Origin of the sequence: Paludibaculum fermentans (assembly GCF_015277775.1) — a bacterium.
Classification (GTDB): domain Bacteria; phylum Acidobacteriota; class Terriglobia; order Bryobacterales; family Bryobacteraceae; genus Paludibaculum; species Paludibaculum fermentans.
The window spans coordinates 1,395,430-1,418,554 of sequence record NZ_CP063849.1; the positions used below are offsets into that span (position 1 = coordinate 1,395,430).

A 23,125-nucleotide genomic window follows, 5' to 3' on the forward strand; every position below is an offset into this window, starting at 1 on the left:
GCGTCAGATGTTCACCACAGTCATCATTCAGGCCAGCCCGGAGCGCTCGCCGTACATTCGAGCTTTGGCTGCCGACACCCGGTTGTTGCAACTGGTGAGGGAGTACCCGAGTGTCCCCGCCCCTTACGAACTGACGAGAATCGTGCACGCCTCGGCGCCCGAGGTGATCCTGATTGACGTGGGCAGCGGCGAGCTGGCCCTGCATTGCTGCTCGACGATCAAGGGGATCGATGCGGGCATGCCGGTGATTGGGGTTGGCTGCGCGCCGGCGATGATGCAGCCGGCAAGGGATGCAGGGTTCACCACAGTGCTGGGAGAATCGTTCACTACGGAAGAGCTGAGCGAGGCCATCCACTGTTCTCTGGTCAGCCTGAAGGGTGGGCCAGAAGAGTATCTCTTCAGTTTTCTGCCTTCGAAAGCAGGCAGCGGCGCCTCGACGGTGGTGCTGAATACGGCGCTGGCGCTGGCACGCGATCAGAAGAAGCGAGTGCTGGTGATTGATGCGGACCTGCGCAGCAGCATCCTCAGCATCCTGCTGGACGTCAAGTTGAGCAGTTCGATCCAGACCCTGCTGGGTTCCACGGACGAGATCGACCAGTTCAAACTGCGGGCCTCCACCGTCACGTTCGAGGGCGTGGATTTTCTGCTCTCCTCGCGCTCGCTGGATTCGCGGCAGCCGAGCTGGCCGCAATACTTCCAACTGCTGAACTTCGTGCGCGGCCTGTACGACACGATTCTGGTGGACCTGCCGGAGCTGGTGAATCCGGCCTCGATCGAGCTGGTGCGGCGTTCGCGCAAGGTGTACCTGGTCTGCACGACGGAAGTGCCCTCGCTGCGGCTGACGCAGCAGAGAGGCGAAGAGTTGACCCGCTGGGGCGTACCAGATCACCGTTTCGGCCTGCTGGTGAACCGCTGGCAGACGAGCGATCCTTCGTCGGCCGAGATTGCGAAGATCCTGGGCATTCAGGTTCTGAAGAGACTGCCCAACGACTACCCGAGCATCCGGAAGGCTCAAACCGAGGGCCGGTTTGTGGCCCCGAATACGCGGTTGGGCAAGGCGTTCTCGGAGTTCGCCGCCGCCCTGGCGGGCGATGTGAATGCGCCGCCGGCCAAGCCCGCGGGCCTGTTGTCGAGCCTGTTCAGCCGCTAGGGTCAAGTTAGCCCTTCACGCCGAGCTTGCGCAGGATGGTAATCATGGGGCACCAGTTGGTGAAAGCGCTCTGGAATAAGTTCAGGCCCACAAAGCCCGTGAAGTAGAACCAGCGCGGGTCGTGCCAGACGCCCAGCGCGACGCTGAGCATCACGAAAAAGCCGGCAATCATGCGCAGATAGCGGTCGACGGTCATACGGATTGTCTCCTCCGGTTGGCGATGAAATAGACGATGGGGACGGTGACGCGGGACAGCGTCAGCGAGGCGATTTCTCCGGCCATCAGCGCGATGGCCAGGCCCTGGAAGATGGGGTCGAACAGGATGACGATGCTGCCCACGACCACGGCCGCGGCGGTGAGCATCATGGGGCGGAAGCGTACGGCTCCGGCGTCGATCACCGCCTTATCCAGGGGCATGCCCTCTTTCAACCGCAGTTCCACAAAGTCGACGAGGATGATGCTGTTGCGGACGACGATGCCGGCTCCGGCGATGAAGCCGATCATCGAGGTGGCCGTGAAGAAGGCGTTCATCAGGCCATGGGCCGGCAGGATGCCCACCAGCGAGAACGGGATGGCGGCCATGATGATGAGCGGCGTCAGGAAGCTCTGGAACCAACCCACAACCAGCACGTAAATGAGCACCAGGACAGCGGCGAAGGCCAGGCCGAGATCGCGGAAGACCTCGTAGGTGATGTGCCACTCTCCGTCCCACTTCATGGAGTACTTCGAATCTTCGAAGGGCTGGTGGGCGGTGTACTGCTGGATCTCGTAGCCGCCGTCGACGGGCAGTTTGGCGATCTTCGGCCCGAGGTTGAGGATAGCGTAGACCGGGCTCTCCATGATGCCGGCCACGTCGGCGGTGACGTAAGTGACGGGCATCAGGTTCTTGTGATAGATGCTGCGCTCGCTGGTGGTGTTCTCGACTCGCACCAACTCAGAAAGCGCGACCAGGTTGCCGGTGCGGCCCGCGACTTTGAGGCTGCGGAGGCGGTCGAAGTCGCTGCGGGTGGCGCGGTCGAGCCGCAGGGTGATGGGGATGTCTTCCTTGGCGGAGTCGACGTGCAGGAGGCCGGCGGACATGCCGGCGGAGGCCAGGCGCAGGGTCTGGGCGATGTCGGCGGTGGAGACTCCGTTGAGGGCGGCTTTTTCGCGATCCACCTGCCAGATTTGTTTGGGCTGAGGGTCTTCGACATACCAGTCGGCATCGACGACGCCGGGGGTCTTGTCGAAGATGTTGAGGATGCCGGCGGCGAGGCGGTCGCGTCCGGCGGCCGTGGGTCCGTAGACTTCGGCGACGAGGGTTTGGAGGACCGGAGGTCCGGGCGGCACCTCGGCCACCTTGATGCGCGCGTGGTTGGCGTGAGCGATGGGCAGCAGGCGCTCGCGGACCTGTTTCGCGATCTCGTGGCTCTTGAGCTTGCGGTCGCCCTTGCCCAGCAGGTTGACCTGGATGTCGGCCATGTTGGGGCCGCTGCGCAGGAAGTAGTGCCGGACGAGGCCGTTGAAGTTGTAGGGCGACGCCGTGCCGGTGTAGGTCTGGACGTTGACGACCTCGGGCTGCGCGAAAGTCGCTTCGGCTAACTGGCGGGTGACGCGGGCGGTGTCCTCGAGCGTCGTGCCTTCGGGCATGTCGATGATGACCTGGAACTCGCTCTTGTTGTCGAAGGGCAGCATTTTGACCTTGACGAACTCGAAGTAGACGAGACTCATGGAGCCGAGCAGGAGAACCACGACCATCAGCAGGAAGCCATAGCGCAGGACGGGCACGTGCAGCAGGCGGTCCATTGCGTGGCGGTAGAAGGCGGTGAAGCGGTCTTCGGGTTCGTTCGCGCTGTGCGACTCACCGGTCTTCAGCAGGCGCACGGCGGCCCAGGGCGTGACCAGGAACGCCACGATGATGGAGAAGATCATGGCGGCGGTGGAGCCGATGGGGATGGGCCGCATGTAGGGGCCCATGAGGCCGCCGACGAAGGCCATGGGCAGGATGGCGGCGATGACGGTGAGGGTGGCCAGGATGGTGGGGTTGCCGACTTCGTCGACGGCCTCGACGGCGACCTCGGCCAGAGGCCGGCCGTTATTCGAGGGCAGGTGCGTGTGCCTGACGATGTTCTCGACGACCACGATGGCGTCGTCGACGAGAATGCCTATCGAGAAGATCAGCGCAAAGAGCGTGATGCGGTTGAGGGTGTAGCCGTACAGATAGAAGACGGTCAGGGTGAGCGCGAGGGTGACCGGGATTGCTGTGAAGACGATGAGGGATTCACGGAAGCCCAAGACCAAGGCGATGAGAATGCTGACCGAGACGACGGCAATGCCCATGTGGAAGAGCAGTTCGTTGGACTTCTCGGCCGCGGTCTCGCCGTAGTTGCGGGTGATGGTGACGCTGACGTCGTTCGGGATCATGCCGCCTTTCAGGGCGTCGACGCGTTCGATGACATGGTCAGCCACGGTGATGGCGTTCATCCCCTTGCGCTTGGCGATGGAGAGGGTGACGGCGGGCTCGAACTTGCCGGCTGAGGCGAACTGGACGTACTGGGTGGGGTCCTCGCCGGTGTCTTCCACGGTGGCGACGTCGCGCAGGTAGACGGGCCGGCCGTTGGCGACCGCGACTACCAGCGAGGCGGCGTCCTGGGCGTTCCTGAGCCAGGCTCCGGCTTCGAGGATGGTCTCCCGGTTGGCCTGGGCGGCCTGGCCGGCGGGCAGTTTCTGGTTGGACTGGCCGATGGCGCCCAGCACCTGCAGCGGAGACAGGTTGAAGCCGGAGAGGCGGTTTGCGTCGAGGGTGACCTTGAGGGCGCGGCGCTGGCCGCCGAGCATCGTCACTTCGCTGACGTCACTGACCTGTTTGATGGTGTCGTGAACCTGGGCGGCGACGCGCCGCAATTCGAAGTCGTTGTAGCGGGCGGAGTGGAGGGTCAGGGCCAGGATGGGGACGTCGTCGATGGAGCGCGGCTTGACCAGGGGTTGCGTGGCTCCGGCCGGGATGAGGTCGTAGTTCGAGTGCATCTTCTGGTTGAGCTTGACGATGCTTTTCTCTTCGTCCTCGCCCACTTTGAAGCGCACGATCGCCATGGACATGCCGGTGGAGGAGGTGGAGTAGATGTACTCGACTCCGGGGATCTCCCACAGCAGTTTCTCCATGGGCTTGGTGACGCGCTCTTCCACTTCGCGGGCACTGGCTCCGGGCATGCCCACCATGACGTCGATCATGGGGACGATGATCTGGGGCTCCTCTTCGCGCGGCAGCATGATGACGGAGAAGACGCCCATCAGGAGCGAGGCTCCGATGAGGAGCGGCGTCAGTTTGGAGTTGATCCAGCCGTGGGCCAGGCGGCCGGCCAGACCGTACTTGGGTGTCTCGCTCACGGGCGTACCTCGACCTTGCCGCCGTCGGCCAGATTCGTGGGGGCGGGGGAGACGACGGCTTCCCCGGGCTGGAGGCCGCTGAGGACTTCGACGCGGCCTTCGGTGCGGGCTCCGGTGGTGATGAGGCGGCCGCGGGCGATGCCGTTGTCGACGACGAAGACGCGCTGGACCTGGCCTTGCTCCATGAGGGCCATCACGGGGATCGTCAGGGCTTGTTTGGAGCCCTGGGCGAAGCGGGCGCGGCCGAACATGCCGCTGCGGAGGGTGCCGGCTCTGGCGAGTCCGATTTTGACGGTGAACGAGCGGGAGGCGGGATCCATGGCGGGGACGATCTCTTCCACGCGGGCGTCGAGGGGGTGGTCCATCGACTCGAGGTCCACTTTGACGGCGAGGCCGGGGCGGATTGTGGCGAGGCGGGCCTCTTCCACTGAGGCTTCGAGACGGTAGCTGCCGGCCTGTTCGACGACCAGCAGCGGCATGCCGGGCGCGGCGAGCATGCCGGGCTCGGCCTTGCGTTCAATGACGATGCCGTTGAAGGGCGCGGTCACCTCCGTGTAGCCACGCATGACCGACGCCTGGGCGACGGCCTCCCCGGCCTGCTTGATCTTCTGGTCGAGCTGGATTCGTTTCGCCTTGGCCATTTCGTAGTTGGCCTGGGCCATGCGGTGGCGGGCGGAGACTTCGTCGAACTCCTGGGGCGTGATGGATTTCTGATCGAAGAGGCTCTTCATGCGGCCCAGGGTGGAGGCGGCGAGATCGAGTTGGGCCTTGGCGGCGGCGATGGCGTTGTCGACCTCGGGAATGGCTCCGCGGGCCTCTTCGCGGGCGGCCTCGGCCTGGCGGACACTGGTTTCGATCTCCTTGGCCTCAATGACGGCGACCACCTGCCCGGCCTTGACGGTGTCTCCGGCCTGCGGCTTGAGTTCGCGGATGTAGCCCATGACGCGGGCGGAGAGGACGGAGGTGGTGCGGGCTTTCACGGTGCCGGTGGCCACGTACTCGTCCGGCATGGCCTCCTGGGCGGTACGGATGACGCTCACCTTGACGGCCGGGGTATCATCGGCCTTCTTCGCGGCCGGTTTGTCTCCACCGCAGCCGGTGAGCCACAGGGCGGCCAGACCGAGGGCCGCCAGCTTGGTCGGGTTACTGCAGAACATTCGAATCTCCATTCAGAATTCCTTCGGCCTGCTCCACGGCGACGGCCGCCAGACGTTGTTCATAGATCGAGCCCAGGCGGCGCATCTTGGCGTCGAGGAGGGCGGTTTGGGCGCGCAGGAGGTCAGTGACGGTGGCGAGGCCATTCGAGTAGCGGTTGCGCAGGATGCGGAGGCTCTCCTCGGCCTGGGCAATGGTGGCGTCGGTGACCTGGATGCGCTCAGTAGCGGAGTCGAACTCGGCCTGGGCGCGGCGGACTTCCAGTTGGACGGCACTCTGCACCTGGCGCTGGCCGGCGGCAGCGGCATGAGACATCGACTGGGCCTCGGCTACGGCGTTTCGGGTGCGATTACCGTCAAAGAGGGTCCACTTCAGGCCGGCGGCGAACATCCAGTTGGCTCCGCCCTTCGTGGCGAAGTTCTGGCGGTCGGCTTCGAAAGCTCCGCGCAGGAAGAACTGGGGCCAGTAGCCGGCCTTGGCGGCGGCGGCCTGGGCGGTGGCGGCTTCCTGGCCTAAACGGGCCATCTCGATCTCCGGCCGGCGGACGGCTTCGGTTTTGAGGGCAGCACCGGCGGGCGTGAGTTCGGTGGTGAGTTTGTGCTGGGTGTCGAGCGGCAGGCCGAGCGCGTCGTTCAAGGAGGCCTGGGCGATGCGCAGGTCGGCCTGGCGGCGGATGACCTGCTCGCGCATGGAGGCGACGTGCACCTTAATCGAGAGGACATCGGCGTCGGTGGCCATGCCGGCGGCGCGGATGGTTTCGGCGCGGGCCTGGTCGGCTTCGGCGGTCTTGAGGGCTTCGCGGGCGACGGTGAGCCCTTCGGAGGCCAAGGTGACGCCGTGATAGGCGCGAGCGGTGCCGGCGGCCAGCATCAACTCCGCCGACTTTTTCTCTTCTTCCGAGATTTTCCGGCCCAATTCCGCGGCATGGATGGTTTTGCGTAAGCCGCCGAAATCGTAGAGCAATTGTTCGGCGGTGACCGTGGACTGGAAATTGTTGAGAGGATCCGGACGATTGAGGGAGCCCAGGGCGAAGTTGTTGGCGGTGAACTGGCGCTGGGTGAGCAGGGCTCCGAAGACGTAGACAGGGTTGTTGCCCGACTGGAACATTTCGGTGTAGCGGACCTGCGGCATGAGGCCTCCGCGCGCCTGGTCGACACGGGCTCCGGCGGCCTGGATCCGGGCTGAGGCTGCTTCCACGGCGGGATGTTTCGCGAGGGCCATCTTGACGGCATCGCGAAGGCTGAGGGGATCCTGCGCCCGGGCGCCGAGAGCGGCCGCGATCGAAAGAAAGACGATTCTCATTCGCACGTCAGAAATGATGCGATTTTCCTCGCCCGGTGACATGTCACCTTCGCCGTTTGGCTGCATCTTTGCTGATGAAGGCGTTTATATGGAACTTACTGTCAACTATTTAGGCGATGCGCAGTTTGAGGCCGAAGCTCGCGGGCACAAGATTATCTGCGATCAGCCGCTGGACAACGGCGGGGCGGATGAGGGCATGACTCCTCCGGAGCTGTTGCTGGCTTCACTGGCCACTTGCGCTGGGTATTACGCAGTACAGTATCTGAATGTCCGCAAGCTGGAGAGCGCGGGTTTGCGCGTGAAGATCACGGCGGAGAAGGCGAAGGCGCCGGCGCGGTTGGACCAGTTTGTGATTGGGATTGAGGTGCCGGGCGTGTTTGAAGAGAAGGACGTTGAAGGACTCCGTCGTTCGGCGGAGAAATGCCTGATCAAGAACACCATGCTGGCCACGCCGGCGATTGCCGTGGAGATTCGGACGGGGTCCACGGTATCGCCGGTTGTTGAGGAGCTTAGTCCGGCAAGCCGCTGAATGAGCAAGTAAGATAAGGGCGTGACGACAGTTAGCCGGATTGCTCCGGAAGTGGAATGGGCGCGGCGGTTGCTGGCCGGCGACGAGTCGGCCTTTACTCCGTTCGTGGAGAGTTTCCAGCACCGGATTTTTCAGTACACCTGGCTGATGTGCGGCCAGCGGGAGGATGCGGAAGAGGTTGCGCAGGACACGCTGCTGAAGATCTTCGAGAGCTTCGACCAGTTGGAGGATCCGGAGCGCGTCAAGGCCTGGGTCTTCCGGATCGCGAAGAACTACTGCCTCATGAAGAGGCGCAAGAGCGTGTTCGCGCCGGACCGGGAGTTGTCGCTGGACGAACTGCTGCCGGGCCAGGAGGGGGACCGTCCCATCCAGGTGGCGGATACGTCCGAACTGCCGGAGGGGCGGGTGCTGCGCCAGGAGTTGAGTGAGGAGTTGGAGCGGGCTATGCGGGCGTTGCCGGATACATACCGGTCTGTGGTGCTGCTGCGCGACGTGGAAGACCTGTCTACGGCGGATACGGCGGAAGTGCTGGACCTGACAGAGGATACGGTGAAGCAGAGGCTGCACCGCGGGCGGCTTGCGCTGCGCAAGAGCCTGGCGGCGTATGTGGAGAAGGCGCAATGACGACGCACCAACACGACAAGCGCGATCCAGCCTGCCTGGAAGTGTTCGCGAAACTCTCTGAATACGTCGATGGGGAATTGGACGCGGTCGAGTGCCAGGAGGTGGAAGCGCACATCGCCGACTGTCCGCCGTGCGTCGAGTTCCTGCAGAGCCTGAAGCGGTGTGTGGCCGCGGAGCGGCAATTCCAGGGCAGGGAAGAGTGCGGTCCGGTGCCTCCGGAGTTGGAGCAACGGCTGAAATCGGCCTGGCAGGCGGCGCTGGCCCGGCGTCATCACGCGTAGCGTCCCCTCGATCATTGAATTCTCTAAAGTCCTGATTCCAGGGCCTCACAATTTACAAGTTGGCGTCTTCCGGTCGAACGTCTAGTGGAGTATGATCGCCACTAGACCATGCCGAAGCGCGACACGCCCGATATGCTCCAGGGCACCCTGGACATGCTGATCCTGCAGACCCTGGTGATGGGGCCGGCCCATGGCCATACCATTGCCCATGTGATCGAGCACCGGTCCGAGGAGGTGCTGCAGGTGGAGCACGGGTCGCTGTATCCGGCGCTGCACCGGCTGGAGGATCGCGGCTGGATCGCCTCGTTCTGGGGCACCTCGGAAAATAATCGCAAGGCGCGCTACTACCGGCTGACTCCGGCGGGGCGTAAGCAACTGGTGGCGGAGACGGATCGCTGGACGCAACTGGCGCGGGCCGTGGAGCGCGTGATCCGGCCAGTGGAGGAGTGACGGCTATGGGCTGGATGAAGTATTTCCGGCGGGCCCGGTGGGCGCGCGAGCGGGCGGAAGAGATCGACTGCTACATCGAGATCGAGACGGCGGAGAATGTCGAGCGCGGGATGGCTCCGGACGAGGCGCGGGCGGCGGCGCAGCGCAAGTTCGGCAACCGGCAACTGGTGCAGGAGGAGATCCGCGAGATGAATACGATCCAGCCGTTGGAGACGCTGGTGCGCGACGTTCGCTATGCCGCGCGGGCCTTGCGGCGGAGCCCTGGATTCTTCTGCACCGCGGTGCTGACGCTGGCGCTGGGCATTGGCGCGAATACGGCGATCTTCAGCATTGTCGACTCGCTGCTGCTGCGGCCGCTGCCGTATCCCCAGGCGGACCGGCTGGCCCAGGTCTCGCTGGAGTATCGGGGGCAGGGCGGCGGGCTGATCACGGCGGTGAACGGACGGATCTGGGAGCTGATCCGGGATGGTTCGCCGGGCTTGGACAAGGCGGTGTATAGCGCCTCAGTGACGGGCATCAACCTGGCGTTCCCGGGGCAGAACCGGGCGGAGTTCGCAAGGCAGCAGAGGGTGGGCAGCGGTTACTTCCGGGTGCTGGGCGTGGCTCCGAGGGTGGGCCGCGAGTTTTCAGCGGACGAAGACCGGGTGGGCGGCCAGCAGGTGGCGGTGATCAGCCATGCTCTGTGGCAGCGGGTATTCGCAGGTGATCCGGGTGTCACGGGCAAGACGATCCATCTGCGCGGCGAGCCGCACCAGGTGGTGGGCGTGATGCCGGCGGATTTCCGGACAAACTCCGTGGTGGATGTCTGGACGCCCCTCAAACCGAGTACAGGCGGGGAAGGGGAGGGTACGAACTACCATGTGATCGCGCGGCTGCCGGAAAGCCTGTCATGGGCGGCCGTCCAGCAGCAACTGGCGGCGATCTGGGCTGCCCGGCCGCGCACACGCCGGACGAATCAGGTGGAAGAGTATCGTCTGATTGCATTCCCGCTGCAGGCCAGTTTCACGCGGGACATCCGCACTCCGCTGCTAATCCTGTGGAGCGCGGTGGGCATGGTGCTTTTGATTGCCTGCGTGAACATCGCCAGCCTGCTGCTGGCCCGCGCGGGTAGCCGATCGCGGGAACTGGCGACGCGGCTGGCCCTGGGCTGTGGCCGGGCCGGGGTCGTGCGGCAACTGCTAACGGAGAGTGTTCTGGTTTCGGCGGCGGGCGGTTTGCTGGGGCTCGCGATGGGGTACTTCGCCCTTTCGGGCCTGGAGAAACTGGCCGGCGACCTGTTCCCGGTGTGGCAACCGGTGCAGGTGGATATGCGGGTACTGGCCGCGACCTTGGGCCTCTCGCTGTTGACCAGCCTGGTGTTCGGACTGGCTCCGGCGCTGCATTTCAGCCGGATCGACATCCACGGGAACCTGATCCAGGGCGGCAGCCGGGGGCACGCGGGGCGGGCGAATCACTGGCCGCAGCGGTTCCTGGTGGTGACGGAAGTCGCGTTGGGTGTGATCCTGCTGGTCTCGGCCGGACTGCTGCTGCGGAGCTTCGCGCATCTGCGGGGCCTGGATCCCGGCTTTGATCCAAACCGTGTGCTGACAGCGAGTTTCTCGTTGCAGGATGCGCGGTATAAGGATCCGGTGGCCGTGGGGCGGCTGTTCCGGACTGGCCTGGAACGGATGCGGCAGATTCCGGGCGTGGAGTCGGCCGCGGTGACGTTGAGCCTGCCGTTCGAGGGTGCATTGAACGTGGGCTTTCACCGGTTGGATGGGCCGGCGGCTCGGGAACAGGGCCGCACGGAGATCACGAATTTCACTTACGTGACGCCGTCTTATTTTGAGACGCTGCGAATTCCGCTGCGGCGGGGGCGAGTTTTGCAGAATTCCGATTCGGCGTCGACGGCGCCTGTGGCGGTGATCAATGACGCGTTTGCGGCTGCGTACTTCCGCGAACAGGAGGCGGTGGGCAGCCACTTCTCGTTGGGCCAGCAGCAGGTTGAGGTAGTGGGGGTCGTGGGCAATGTGCAGTCGGCCGCGGGCTGGGGGCAGTTCGGGCCCTTCGGGCAGGTGCCTTTCATCTACGTCTCATCGGAGCAGGCTCCGGCGAAGATCATGGACCTGGCGCACAACTGGTTTGCTCCGCACTGGGTGGTGCGGGGCACTGGCCGCGCCGCCGCGCTGAAGGCCGGCATGGAGCAGGCCGCGGCGGCGGTGGATCCGCTGCTGCCGATCTCCGGTTTCAAGGCAATGGACGAGGTGCGCGCCGGGACGCTGGCGATGGAGCGCTTCATGATGTCGCTGCTGGCCGGGCTGGCGGCGCTCTCGCTGCTGTTGTCGGGGATCGGCCTGTATGGGTTGATCTCGGGCAGTGTGCTGGAGCGGACCCGGGAGTTGGGCATTCGCATGGCGCTGGGGGCTACGTTCGGCCAGGCGGTGAGTTCGGTGGTGTTGCCTGGATTCTGGCTGACACTGGCAGGCCTTTCGATTGGATTGCTGGGCGCAATGGCGGCGACGAGGGTGCTGCGCAGCATGCTTTGGGGCGTCACGACGACTGATCCGCTGACGCTGGGGGCGGTGGCTTTGGGCCTGATATTAGTGGCGGTGGCGGCGAGCCTGGCTCCGGCGGCGCGAATTTTAAGGCTGGATCCGGCAAATACACTGCGACACGAATAAGAAATGGGGTTATTCTGTTGACCAGCAGAGAGGCTGTCCGGAATGTTCTCCATTCACCACATCAGCCCGAAATCTATCTTTACGGCGTGGATGTTTAGTATTTTCCTGGGCGCAGCCCTGCCGGGCCAATCCGGAATGGCGCCCAGAATCGGTCGTTATGGCGACCAGATGCGGATCCAGCTGGAAAGCGGCAGGCCGCTGGCGGCAGCGGCCGAGGCCCTGGAAGTGCAATATGGATGGCAAATCAACTACGAAGATCCGCCGAGCTACTGCCCGCAGGAAATAACCAATGTCACCGCGCAAGCCAAATCAATCGCAGGGAACGCGGCTCGAGTTCCAGTCCTGAAGCCTGTCCGGTTTGAGCCGACTTTCATCCAGCCGGTGGATCCACCGACAGCGTCAGAAAGACGCGCCATCGTCAGCCGGGTGGTCGAAGCCGCGCGCAAGTACATCGGCCGGAATTACACGTTTATGGAAATGGGCGGGAGCTTCGACCTGATTCCTTCGGGCTTCCTCGACGGGAATTGCAAATTCGTTATGCGCTCGTCGGTGATGGACACCCGGATCACTTTGCCCGCCGGGCCACGGACTTTCGATCGCGCCTTGCAGGAGTTCACCGCCGCACTCAGTAAGGCGGCCGGCCGGCCGGTGGGACTTGGCTCGGCGCCGCTCAACCTGCTGGGCCAGACGCAGTTACCCCTGGCGCCCATGGGCGGGCCCGCGCGATCGGTCCTGCGCCGCCTGATCGAAACCAGTAAACGGAAGCTGGCGTGGCAGTTGCTGGTGGAACCGGGTAACGGGATGGCGCTGTTGAATCTGCACCAGGTGCAGCGTTAGGAGCGAGGCATGCGGCGGGTGGAACGGCAGGAATAGGAAAAGGGCGGAGCGTAGGCCCCACCCTTCTTCAGACTGAATGTTGACGGACTAGCGGCGCGTCCGGAGATACGCCAGCAGGTCCGACATGTCGGTGTTCTCGAATCGCGGCCATTTGATGCCCTGGCTCGCCATCTGCTTTTGCATGGACGGGCCGTGGCCCCAGAGGACCGAGATCATCTCGTAAGAGTTGGCCCGTTCGCCCATCGCCAGTTTCGGCGCCAGGCCCTTGTCGTGGCAGTTGCCGCAGCCGCGGGCTTCGAAGACCTTCTGGCCGCGGGCAGCCAGGCCGTCATCGGTGGCGAACTGCAGGGCCCAGATGTAGCCGACCAGGCGGCGCATCTCTTCGGGCAACAGTTCGGACTGCTGCTTCATTTTGGAAGAGTGGTTCCACATCGACGCGGCGAATTCGCTGGCCGTGCGCATGGAGGACTTCTTCGCCAGGCTGTTTTCGCCGACGTGGCAGCCGATGCAGCCCTTGGCCTGGAACAGGGTTTCGCCCGTGGTCGGCGAGGCCGGCGCGAACTCCGGCTTGAGGTTCTTCGTCTGCGGGAGGTTCTGGAGATAGACCGCGATGTCGTTCATCTCCAGGGCGGTGAGGATGGGCATCTTCATGCCCTTGGCGCCCATCGTGTCCCGCATCTTGGGCGAGTGGTTCCACATCTGGCGAGCCAGTTCGATGGGATCGGTAACCGATGCCCACTTCATGACCGGTGTGCCGCCCAGCCCGTTGGTGGAGGTGATGTTGTGGCATTCCGCGCAGCCCTTGGAGACGAAAAGCTGGCGGCCGCGGCCGGCGTCGCCCTTCTTCTCGAAGTAGCGGGCGGCAAAGAAGTAAGCGAACAGATCGGCCGATTGCTGGCTGTCCAGCTTGGGCTTGGTCAGGTTCGCCTTTTCCATGGCAGACCACATCTGGGGCGCGTGATTCCACATCAGGGCCGCCAGATCGGCGGGGGAGTAGCCCCGGCTGGCGCGTTTGCCCAGATCCGGAGCCATTTTTCCGCCTTCGCCGTTTATGCTATGGCAGGTTTCGCAGTTTTGACTTTTGAAGAGCGCCGCGCCGCGCGAGGAGTCGCCCACCAGGACGGCTGCCTGCGAGATGACCGCGCCGGCGACCAACCCTATTAAGATTCGCTTCATTGTGCTCCTCCGGTCCTTACATCACGAACCGCACGCCGCCTGTGAACATGTTCGAGCGGAAGCCTTCGTAGTAGTAGTTAGGCTGATGCAGCCCATAGTACTTCCACTCCGAGAAGAACTCCAGCTTGGGTGTCACGGGGAGTTGGATGCGGCCCTGCGGCTGATAGTAGTTCGACGGGCGGGTGCCCGCCGTCGTGACGAATGAGCCGCCAAAGGTCAGATGTCCACTGTAGTTCCTGCCGAGCGGCAATCGCAAGTCGGCCATGAGCGTGCCGCTGTGCGCGTTGTCGCGGTAGAGCGATTGAACCGGAAAGAGCCCCAGGGGATAGAGGTAGTTGAAGTCGCTCTTGATGGTGGAGCGGGTGTAGTCCGCGATGATGCTGATGCGCTTGCCGTCTTTCGGCATCCATTGCAGGTTGGCCGAAGTCGCCTGGGAAGTCGCGTCGAGATTGATGCCCGTGGTTGGGTTCTTGTTGTCGAACCGGCTGTAGAGCAGGTTGAAGAACAGGCTCTTGGGCAAGCTGAGGCGGCTCTGGAGGTTGATGCGTTTGGTGTCCATCAGGCCACTGCGGTAGTAGGTTTTCACGCCGTCGGCCAGTTCGAAGTCGCCGGTGAGGGTCAACCGGGTGACGGGCCGGGCGAGGAAGCCGAACAAGCCGACGTGGCGCTGCAGTTCGCCGCGCTCAGTGGGATTGTCGGTGATGAACTGGTTGGCCTTGAGGATGACACTGCCCCATTCGTAGCGGTAGCCGCCGCGAACGGTGTACTTCTTCGAGATGTCGTAGAGCGCTTCCACCTGCTGCCGGTTGCGGGTGACATCGAGGCGCTCGCCATCGGTGCCGGTAACCGGTGTGCCGGTGGCGGCCGTGGTGGTGAGGAAGTAGGAGGTGGTGAGGACGCCGCTGCCGCTGGTGTGGAAACGGTCGGTCTCCCAGGTGGTGCGGACGCGCAGCCGTTCCATGGGCCGGACCTCGGCGCTGGCATTGGCCGAGGTGTGCGGCATGCGGACGTTGCCGTAATAGGAGTCGGTGATCTGCGGGATGATCAGCAGGGGATCGTCACCCGAAACCAGGCTGCCTTTCAACGTGTCGTTGTAGGTGGCGTAGGTCTTGGGGGCGGTCCGGACGAGTGTGCCGGAGAGGTCGAGCCAGTTCCACGGATTGGCGGTGAGCAGCACCTTGGTATAGGCGCCATTGCCGCGGACGCGGTAGTACTGGGCTCCGCTCAGCAGGTAAAGCGACTGGCCCAGATAGGGGCTGGTGCGGTTGCCGGTGAGCTTCTCGGTGGAGTAGACGCCCTGGTCGTCCTTGAAGTTCGTGCCGCCTTCTTCCAGCGTCACGTGCCAGCGGTTCATTTCGATGCGGACGCCGCCGCGCACTTCGTTCATGCCCCAGGTGATGAGATTGCGCAGCGGATACTCGTTCATGTCGGCGACCAGCGTGGTGATGCCGTTGCCGCTGTCGGAGTTGCGCGAGTAGCCCAGGTAGGGCATGATGCGGGCGCCCGGGAACAAGGTGAGCTCGTTCTCGAAGTTGCGGCGCGTGGTGTCGTAGGAACGCTGGTTCATGTAGACACCCTTGTTCGCGGTGACATCGGCGAAAGAGGGCAGGTAGTTGTAGTAGGCGATGTTCGAGTAGCTGCCGACGTAGCGGTAGATGCCGCGTTTCTGCAGGTCGAAGCGGGCCGTATTGTAAGGATCGCCGCCCCAGTTGTAGCCCTGGATGCGCAGGCTGGTAAACAGGCGGTTGGCCGCCGGTTCATAGCCGATATCCATGCCCAGCAGGCGGGTGCCCTGGCTGAGGTTGACCAGGCTGCGATAGGTATTGAAGTCGCCGGCGCGCCCGACCCAGCGTGCGCCGACGTCGATATACCCGGTGAGTTCCTTCTCTTTTTGAGGCTGCGGCGATTCAGCGGCCGCCTTCTCGTCTTTCTTTTCGGTCGTCGCTTCCTTTTTGTCGGCAGACTCCTGCGCCAGAAGCGTCAGCGGCAGAAGTAATGCCAGCCAGATTCTCATCGCAGCAACGCCCCATTCACGTTCGAACCGTGGATCTTCTGATGACAGGTGGTGCAGTTGCGGAACCGCGGGCTGCGCATGTCGTGCAGCGCCGGAGGAATTCCGCCCACCGTCGTGGCCGCCGGGGGTGACTGGATATTGGAGTGGCATTCCAGGCACAACGGGGCGACTTCAGCCCGCTTGAGCATGCGCGGATTGGAGGATCCATGCGGTTCGTGGCAGGTGGCGCAGGGTTCATTGCGGCTGGGCGCGTGTTCGAAGACGAACGGGCCGCGCTTGTCGGCATGGCAGGCAAAGCAACCCGGCTCATTTCCACCCGAAAGCCGCAGGTTGCGGTTCAGGTTGCTGGCATGCGGGTTGTGGCAACCGGTGCAGCTCATGGCGCCTTCCGGGATGCGGTGATGATTGGGCTTGGCGAAACTGGCGGCCACATCACGATGGCAGCTGGAGCACTTCTGATTGATGCCGGCGGCCCGCTTGAACTGGTACTCGCTCGACTCCTCGCCCTGCTTGTGCATGTTGTGGCAGGAGGTGCAAGGTACGTTGTTGCGGGCGTGGCTGCTCTGCAACCGGCCTACGTGTGTCTGCTGATTCTTATGGCAGTTGAGGCACATGGCGTCGATCGCCGAGGGCTTCATCTGCTTCGGGCTGCGGATGTCGTCGGCCGAATTGGTCTCGGCGTGGACCGACCCCGGTCCGTGACACGATTCGCAGGCTTTGGTCTCCCAACCGCGCTTCTTGTTGGTTTCGAGGATGGAATGAGGATTCTTTTTAAAAGCAGTGCTGATGTCCTCGTGACAACCCGCGCAGGTCTCCGACCCTATGAATTCTTTTTTCGCGGGCGCGGCAGGCTTTGCATCCTGCTGCGCCGCGGATTTGTCCGGCGGCTTCTGATCCTGTGACGCACCCGCCGCCAAAACCGACAGCGCCACGGCCGCGGTCCACGGCAATAACCGGAAAGTCATGAGTTCTCCCGATCTGAGAAAAGGGGCAGGCCCCTTGCGAGACCTGCCCGTAATTGAGTTTTACCTTACTGAGCGTGCACCTTGCTGACGGCGAATTCAGCGCTGGGCCCGTGACAGGTCCCGCAGCTTTCACCCAGCGTGGTGGTGTTGGCCAGGGCATGCGACGCGGCATCCTTGCTCGCGTGGCAGCTCAGGCAGGCAGCCGACGTCGTACCGACGGGGCTCAGCCAGCCTCTCGGATCCTGGACAGGCAGTACGCCGATTGCCGGCGCGTTCTGCGTGTTGGTGGAGTGGCACATGTTGCAGTTGGTGACGGAAGCGGGCTCAGGGAACCCGACATCGTTGAAGTTGTTGGCGGAGTTGCCGAAGCCGTAGATGGTGAAATCACGCGGCTGTTCCTTGCCGGTGTGGATGCGGTGCACCATCGAGGCCATGCTGATGGACTCGTTCGGGGCTTGGGCAGCCGGACGGCGGGCGGCGTCGGTCATGTTGGGGTTGTGGCAGATCACGCAATTCTGGATCTCATTGCGGTTTTCGCCATGCAGGGACAGGTTGTAGTGGCAGTTGTTGCAGGTGGCCGTTTCCACGATGTGGCGGCGGGTGACAACATCCGTGCCATCGACGGAGAAGTACTTCATATCATTGGGGATATTGACTTCGTAGGTGCGCTGCTTCTGCGTGCCGGAGAGGATGGTTTCATCCGAGCGGCCTTCGGCGGCGAACACCCAGGTGCCCTTGGCGTCGGCCGGGATGGCCGTGCTGAAGGTGTACTTATAGGTGCCCGGTCCACCGGTCATGCTGGTAACAGTAATGTTGTCCTGCACATAGCCGTTGGTGCCGGTGGCGCCGATGCCGGTGCCGTAGTCGGTGGTGGGACCGGCGAGGGTGAAGGCCAGACGGCCGCGGCCTGCGCCAGGGATGAGTTCCTTGATGTCCATGTCGGCGCCGGAGCGATCCTTCAGGGAGACGGTGAGAACCGGCTTCTGGCCCGGCTTGGCGTTGTCGATGCTGAGGATCTTCACGACGGCGCCGCGGGTGAGCGAGGAGGCCTGTTCGACCACATGCGCGCCCTTGATGGAAGCGTCGAAGTCGATTTCGCCCTGCGGGATGTGGCAGGTGGAGCACTGGTTGTCAGTGGCCTGGGGCAGACCGACGTGGCCGGCGCCCGTGGTGAAGTTCACCGTGTCATGGCAGGCTCCGCAAGCGGCGCGGGAGGGCTGGGTGAGCCAGGCGTCTTTCTGCGTGGCGGTGTTCTTCTGCTCGTGGCACCACTGGCAGTTGTTGGGCTTCGACGGCATGTTGACGTCGGAGAAGTCGCTGACGGCATTGCCGAAACCGATGATCTGATACTTGCCGCCCGCCACGACACTGGCGAGGCTGCTGCCGGCATGGATCTTGTGAGCCATCTGGGTCAGGTCGATCGTGTTGTCGGTTTCCGGGTTGGTGTTCTGCACGGTGGTGGTGCCCAGGGTGTAGCCCGGTGCATGGCACATCACGCAGAGCTCGACGCCCTTGCGGGAGCCGCCATGGAAGGACAGGTCGTCATGGCACTTGTTGCAGGAGGAGGTGCTGATGACGTCGCGGACCTTCTTCACAGCCGTACCGTCCGGCACAAAGCTGTAGGTGGCGCTGGCATAGTTGGTGCCCAGGTCGAATTCGGTCAGGTTGCGGCTGCCGTACACAGCGATCGTGTGCGTGGCGGTCTTGTCATAGCCCGAAGGCAGCTTCGTCCCGAAGGTATAGACGTATTCGCCATCGGCGACCTTCGCGAACGATCCGCCGGCATCGGCACCGGCCTGACGGGCCTGCTTGCCGGCCGTCGGGGCGTAGGTGCTGGTCTTCAGGCGGGTTGTGTAGGCCTGATAGAACTTGTTGTTGTTCGGAATCGTGGCCAGGATAAAGCTGGCGCTGACTGCGCCCGGCGTATTGATTCCTTCGCGTTCCAGGGCGGCGCCCTTGGGATCGGTCATCTTGAACCGAACCTTCACGGTGCCGTCGGACGCAATCTCATGACTCACGATCGTGAATACAAGGCCTGGACGGACGAAGTTCACCAAAGCTTCATCCGCGTAGAATGCCTTGTTCCGCTCAGTGAAGGGCGGTTTGGTGGAGCTGACCAGCGCGGTGGATGCTAACAGCACCATCACCACGAGAGTCCACTTCATCCAGCCCTTGGAGCGTTGATGCAAGCGCATGTTGCTCTCCTTATCTATAATTTCCACTCACTACAGCGTGACCGCCGTTGCCGCAATACACGGCTCAGCATCTGCATAGCATGATCCAGGCCAAACTTAATCAGTTTATTGACTTACGAGTAACATATCTGAAATCAACAAGATAGGTTTTTTGCAGGAATTCTCTACAGCGGACTCTATCGTCCGGCTTGGGTGAAAGTCACCAGCATTGGGTGAATCCCCCCAACTTGCACATTCCCCAGAGGAAAGCGGCTCGTCCCTTAGCGATTCCTAATCTGACTTGTCGATGTCTGCCTCACTTTAGCGGTCAGGTATGGATTGAAGGCCGATTTGGTCTGCTTGAGCCCCCTCGAGTCGGGCCGAGCGGAGAGAAATGGGCGTCCTGGTACGATGTCGGGCTCAGGCTGGGTGAGATGGAGCAATACGGGTGGGGCTAAGCGGTGACCGCCAGTGGACCCACTGCGCAACCTCACCCACTCCAGCCACAACCCCTGCCTCAGATTGAGTTTCGCCGCAGGGGTAAAGGCTCGTACAATGAGCTTCATTGGCCGCAACGATGGGTGACTTCCCGGCGGAGCCATGCAAAGGTGGAGTTCCATGTGGATTCCCTCGTTTTGCGATCTGCTGGTGAGCTGCCAATCAAGCTCCGGATGACTCAGCCAAGACAACTCCCGATGGGCCGGGTCCGGCCATGAAGAACGAATTGTGAGAGAACTCCTATCCATGCCGCCGGAACTGAACGCTGGAGTAGAAACCAGCTGGGATTTGTACGTTTTAGGGGTGGCTCTGGCGGTTGTGCTGCTGATCACGGCCCTGGCGGTGTACTCGAGGTATCAGTACCGGCTGCTGCCGGAACTGCGGCTTCAGTCCGACAGCGCCCTGGCGGCGCAAGGCAATCTGGACCACTGCGTGATCATCCCAGCCCGCGACGACGAGGCCGTGATCGGGCGCGCGGTCCGCAGCTTCCCGGAGTCCCTGAGGGTTGTCGTGGACGACCATTCCACCGACGCAACGGTCCTGCGCGCTGAGGAAGCGGGCGCGACCGTGCGGGTGGCCCGGCCGATGGAGCGCGGCTGGCTGAGCAAGTCGAACGCGTGTTGGACCGGGGCGTTGTACACCGATTCCGCCTGGATCCTGTTCACTGACCCCGACACGTGGTACGAACCGCGGTTCCTGCCCTCCCTGCTGGCCTATGCCGCCGCGAACAGCCTGCATGCAGCTACGGTGCTGCCGCGCCAGAACCTGGTTAAGTGGTACGAAAAGATGCTGGTTCCCTACGCCATGGGGCTCAGTTTCACGGGCGTCAGCGCCAGGAACCTGGGGAATCCGAAACACCCCGAGTCGATGGCGAACGGCCAGTGCCTGTTATTCCGGCGTAGCGCGTACAGTTTCATCGGCGGTCACAAGGCGGTGGCGCCCCATCCGCTGGAAGACCTGGCGCTGGCGCGGCTCATCAAGCGGCACCGCATGAGCATGGCGGTCCTGCGCTGTGAGAGCATGGCCCAGACGCGGAGGTACAACTCCTTTGCCGCCACCTGGCGGGGCCTGGAGTGGATGGTCCTGCATGCCGCTCGCGCATATGGCAAATCGCCGATGCTGTTCCTGGGCTCCATCCTGGTGAGCACGCTGTGGTTGCCGCTGCTGGTGGTGCTGATCGGCTGGAAGTACTACCTGCCGGCGGGCATCCTGTTTCTGACGCCGATCCTGGCCTGGCGTGCCTGGTATGGATCCTTCCTGCGGGCGCTCTGGGCGCCGTTCGCCGTGTGCCTGTTTCCGCTGATTGCCTTCACGGCGCTGGTGAGGGGTGCGCTGGGTTCGATGACGGATTCACAGGGGCGACGGGTCTGACCGGTTGGGCGTAAACTTGGAATCGATTCCAAGCCATGCCGACCCGTCGAAGCTTTCTCCAGAGCGCAGCCGCGCTCGCCGTACCCGCCGCCAAGGATCCCAATCTCCGCCTGTGGTACGACACCCCGGCCAGCGACTGGAACGAGGCCCTGCCGTTGGGCAATGGCCGGTTGGGGGGTATGATTTTCGGCTCGGTGCCGGAGGAGTTGATCTCGCTCAACGACGATACACTCACCTCCAGCGAGCCGGGCGTCGACAATCTGCCCCTGGATGTCAGCGGCCAGTTCGATGTGGTGATCGCCCTGCTGAAGCAGAGGCAGTACGCCGAGGCGGCGGATGTCATCACGAAGAACTGGACCGGGCGGTCGTGGCCCTGCTATCAGCCGCTGGGTGACCTCAGGTTGGCGTTTGACCACGGACCGTCATCTGGCGCCTACCTGCGGGAGCTGGATTTAGCGCAGGCCATTTCGCGGACGGTGTACACGGTGGGCGGGGTGGAGTTCTCGCGGGAGTGTTTCATTTCACAGCCGGGGCAGGTGCTGGTGCTGCGGCTGAAGGCGTCGGAGCCGCGGGCGTTGCGTTTCCATGCGACTTTGCAGTCCGTCCACCCGACGGCGGAGACCCTATCCGTCAATAAGAAAGACAGCATCCGGATGCACGGTCAGGTGCCCGGGTTCGCGTTGCGGCGCTCTTTGGAATGGGTGGAGAAGCGCAAGGAGCAATGGAAATACCCGGAGCTCTGGAACTCAGACGGGTCCAGGAAGCCGAACGCCAAGGCGGTTTTGTACGGGCGCGAAGCTGGGGGGCTTGGGACGTTTTTTGAAGCCCGGGTGATGGTCCATTCGACTGACGGCACGGCGAGTGTCGACAAGGGCGTTCTGAGTGTACGAAACAGTACTGAGACCGTGCTCCTGCTGTCGGCGGCCACTAGCTTCAACGGGTTCGACAAGAGCCCCAGCAAGGCGGGATTGAATCCGCAGGAGATCGCTTCGCGGCAGATGGCGGCCGCCTCGGCCAAGGGTTGGCTGGCCCTGCGGGATGAACACGTGGCGGATCACCAGCGGCTGTTCAAGCGGGTGACGATCGACCTGGGCGCAGCGACGAAGCAGAGTGAACTGCCCACCGATGCGCGGATCCCGGCGTTCAGGAATGGCAACGACCCTTCGCTGGCGGCGCTGTACTTCCAATACGGGCGCTACCTGACCATTGCGGGGTCGAGGCCGGGCACGCAGCCGTTGAATCTGCAGGGGATCTGGAATCCGATGGTCGTTCCGCCCTGGGCCAGCGGCTACACCACCAACATCAACGCGGAGATGAACTACTGGCCGACGGAAGTGGCGAATCTGGCCGAATGCGCCGAGCCGCTGATGAAGATGGTGCGCGAACTGGCCGTGACCGGCCGGCAAGTGGCGCAGAAAATGTACCACCGCCGGGGCTGGGTGCTGCACCACAACACGACGCTTTGGCGCGGAGCGCAGCCGGTGGACAACGACGCCATCCCGTCATTCTGGCCGGTGGGTGGAGCCTGGCTGTGCCAGCATCTGTGGGAGCACTACCAGTTCGGGGGCGACCGCCAGTTCCTGACGGAAGCGTATCCGCTGATGAAGGGTGCGGCCGAGTTCCTGTGCGACTGGCTGGTCGACGACGGGCACGGGCATCTGGTGACGGCGGCGGGCAACTCGCCCGAGAACTCGTTTGTCTATCTGGACGCCAACGGCAAGCAGCAGACCGCGGGCGTGACCATGGGGCCGACGATGGATCTGGCGATCACTCGGGACCTGTTCCGGAACTGCCTGGAGGCGGCGAAGATCCTGAATGTGGGCGCCGGGTTCCGGAAAGAGCTGCAAGGCAAGCTGGACCGGCTGCTGCCCTACAAGGTGGGAGCGCGCGGGCAGTTGCAGGAGTGGCCCGAGGACTTTGAGGAGAGGGAGCGCGAGCACCGGCACGTGTCGCATCTGTATGGGCTGCATCCGGGACGGGAGTTCCATCCGCGGACGACGCCCGAGTTGTGCGCGGCGGCGCGGCGGACTCTGGAACTCCGGGGCGATGGCGGGACGGGCTGGTCGCGGGCCTGGAAGATCAACTTCTGGGCCCGGCTACTGGATGGCAATCACGCCTATAAGTTGTTGAGCAATCTATTTGAGCCGGGCCGGTCGGCTCCGGGGAAGTTCAACAAGGGCGGAGTGATGCCGAACCTGTTCTGTTCGCATCCGCCGTTCCAGATTGACGGCAACTTCGGCGGAGCGGCGGGCATCTCGGAGATGCTGCTGCAGAGCCACATGGGCGAGATCCACCTGTTGCCGGCGCTGCCGGACGCCTGGCCGGACGGGAAGGTGACGGGGTTGCGGGCGCGTGGCGCGTTCGAAGTGGACCTGGCCTGGAAGGCTGGCCGGTTGGCGCGGGTCGAGATCCGGTCGAAGCACGGCGGAGAGTGCCGGCTGCGGTACAAGGATCAGACGGCTACGCTGAAAGGGAAGAAGATTGAGTTCACGAGATTTCCTTCGGCCTGAGTTTGCGATTCGCGGAACAACGCCCGGAGGTGCTCCGTATCTGTAGATGCAAGGAGATCCAAG

Annotated in this window: 17 protein-coding genes; 9 read left to right on the forward strand and 8 right to left on the reverse strand. The window is 63.5% G+C overall.

The window, feature by feature from the left end; translation table 11 throughout:
• The first annotated feature begins 7 nt into the window (after positions 1-7).
• The gene (locus tag IRI77_RS05560) at positions 8-1,150 is read left to right on the forward strand and encodes an AAA family ATPase (RefSeq protein WP_194451085.1); all 1,143 of its coding nucleotides are present in this window, start codon (positions 8-10) and stop codon (positions 1,148-1,150) included.
• Positions 1,151-1,157: 7 nt separating this feature from the next.
• Here IRI77_RS05560 and IRI77_RS05565 read toward each other — a convergent pair whose 3' ends face one another.
• From IRI77_RS05565 to IRI77_RS05580, 4 genes are read right to left on the reverse strand one after another with little or no spacing between them, the layout of a single operon-like run.
• Positions 1,158-1,346, reverse strand: a complete 189-nt coding sequence (locus tag IRI77_RS05565) for a YgaP family membrane protein (RefSeq protein ID WP_194451086.1) — start codon at positions 1,344-1,346, stop codon at positions 1,158-1,160.
• A complete protein-coding gene (locus tag IRI77_RS05570) occupies positions 1,343-4,516 on the reverse strand; it encodes an efflux RND transporter permease subunit (RefSeq protein WP_228486610.1) in 3,174 nt (1,057 codons plus the stop codon). Before IRI77_RS05570 ends, IRI77_RS05565 begins: the two co-directional genes overlap by 4 nt.
• Positions 4,513-5,673 (reverse strand): efflux RND transporter periplasmic adaptor subunit, encoded by a 1,161-nt coding sequence (locus IRI77_RS05575; RefSeq protein WP_194451087.1) that lies wholly within the window; start codon positions 5,671-5,673, stop codon positions 4,513-4,515. The genes IRI77_RS05570 and IRI77_RS05575 overlap by 4 nt, the downstream gene beginning before the upstream one ends.
• Positions 5,660-6,973, reverse strand: coding sequence for a TolC family protein (locus IRI77_RS05580; RefSeq protein ID WP_194451088.1), 1,314 nt, complete (start codon positions 6,971-6,973; stop codon positions 5,660-5,662). Before IRI77_RS05580 ends, IRI77_RS05575 begins: the two co-directional genes overlap by 14 nt.
• Positions 6,974-7,061: 88 nt before the next feature.
• Here IRI77_RS05580 and IRI77_RS05585 point away from each other — a divergent pair, with 88 nt between their 5' ends.
• The 6 genes from IRI77_RS05585 to IRI77_RS05610 all read left to right on the forward strand — a co-directional run bounded on the left by IRI77_RS05585 (position 7,062) and on the right by IRI77_RS05610 (position 12,354).
• Complete coding sequence (locus IRI77_RS05585) at positions 7,062-7,502, forward strand: OsmC family protein (protein ID WP_194451089.1); 441 nt, start codon at positions 7,062-7,064, stop codon at positions 7,500-7,502.
• Positions 7,503-7,523: 21 nt separating this feature from the next.
• Positions 7,524-8,126, forward strand: a complete 603-nt coding sequence (locus tag IRI77_RS05590; RefSeq protein ID WP_194451090.1) for an RNA polymerase sigma factor — start codon at positions 7,524-7,526, stop codon at positions 8,124-8,126.
• On the forward strand, positions 8,123-8,407 hold the full coding sequence (locus IRI77_RS05595) for an anti-sigma factor family protein (RefSeq protein ID WP_194451091.1): 285 nt from the start codon (positions 8,123-8,125) through the stop codon (positions 8,405-8,407). Before IRI77_RS05590 ends, IRI77_RS05595 begins: the two co-directional genes overlap by 4 nt.
• Positions 8,408-8,515: 108 nt before the next feature.
• Positions 8,516-8,857 (forward strand): PadR family transcriptional regulator, encoded by a 342-nt coding sequence (locus IRI77_RS05600; protein WP_194451092.1) that lies wholly within the window; start codon positions 8,516-8,518, stop codon positions 8,855-8,857.
• Between the two features lie 5 nt (positions 8,858-8,862).
• The gene (locus tag IRI77_RS05605) at positions 8,863-11,517 is read left to right on the forward strand and encodes an ABC transporter permease (protein WP_228486611.1); all 2,655 of its coding nucleotides are present in this window, start codon (positions 8,863-8,865) and stop codon (positions 11,515-11,517) included.
• A 42-nt stretch (positions 11,518-11,559) separates the two neighbouring features.
• Positions 11,560-12,354, forward strand: a complete 795-nt coding sequence (locus IRI77_RS05610; RefSeq protein ID WP_194451093.1) for a hypothetical protein — start codon at positions 11,560-11,562, stop codon at positions 12,352-12,354.
• An 87-nt stretch (positions 12,355-12,441) separates the two neighbouring features.
• Here IRI77_RS05610 and IRI77_RS05615 read toward each other — a convergent pair whose 3' ends face one another.
• From IRI77_RS05615 to IRI77_RS05630, 4 genes are all read right to left on the reverse strand, one after another.
• Positions 12,442-13,530 carry a c-type cytochrome gene (locus IRI77_RS05615; protein ID WP_194451094.1) on the reverse strand — a complete coding sequence of 363 codons (1,089 nt, stop codon included), beginning with the start codon at positions 13,528-13,530 and terminating at the stop codon, positions 12,442-12,444.
• A 16-nt stretch (positions 13,531-13,546) separates the two neighbouring features.
• On the reverse strand, positions 13,547-15,544 hold the full coding sequence (locus IRI77_RS05620) for a porin family protein (RefSeq protein ID WP_194451095.1): 1,998 nt from the start codon (positions 15,542-15,544) through the stop codon (positions 13,547-13,549).
• The gene (locus IRI77_RS05625; RefSeq protein ID WP_194451096.1) at positions 15,541-16,509 is read right to left on the reverse strand and encodes a DmsE family decaheme c-type cytochrome; all 969 of its coding nucleotides are present in this window, start codon (positions 16,507-16,509) and stop codon (positions 15,541-15,543) included. Before IRI77_RS05625 ends, IRI77_RS05620 begins: the two co-directional genes overlap by 4 nt.
• A gap of 65 nt (positions 16,510-16,574) precedes the next feature.
• Positions 16,575-18,704 carry an OmcA/MtrC family decaheme c-type cytochrome gene (locus tag IRI77_RS05630; RefSeq protein WP_194451097.1) on the reverse strand — a complete coding sequence of 710 codons (2,130 nt, stop codon included), beginning with the start codon at positions 18,702-18,704 and terminating at the stop codon, positions 16,575-16,577.
• 705 nt (positions 18,705-19,409) lie between these two features.
• Here IRI77_RS05630 and IRI77_RS05635 point away from each other — a divergent pair.
• Positions 19,410-20,552 carry a glycosyltransferase gene (locus IRI77_RS05635; RefSeq protein WP_194451098.1) on the forward strand — a complete coding sequence of 381 codons (1,143 nt, stop codon included), beginning with the start codon at positions 19,410-19,412 and terminating at the stop codon, positions 20,550-20,552.
• A 35-nt stretch (positions 20,553-20,587) separates the two neighbouring features.
• Positions 20,588-23,062, forward strand: a complete 2,475-nt coding sequence (locus IRI77_RS05640; protein ID WP_194451099.1) for a glycoside hydrolase family 95 protein — start codon at positions 20,588-20,590, stop codon at positions 23,060-23,062.
• Positions 23,063-23,125 lie beyond the last annotated feature (63 nt).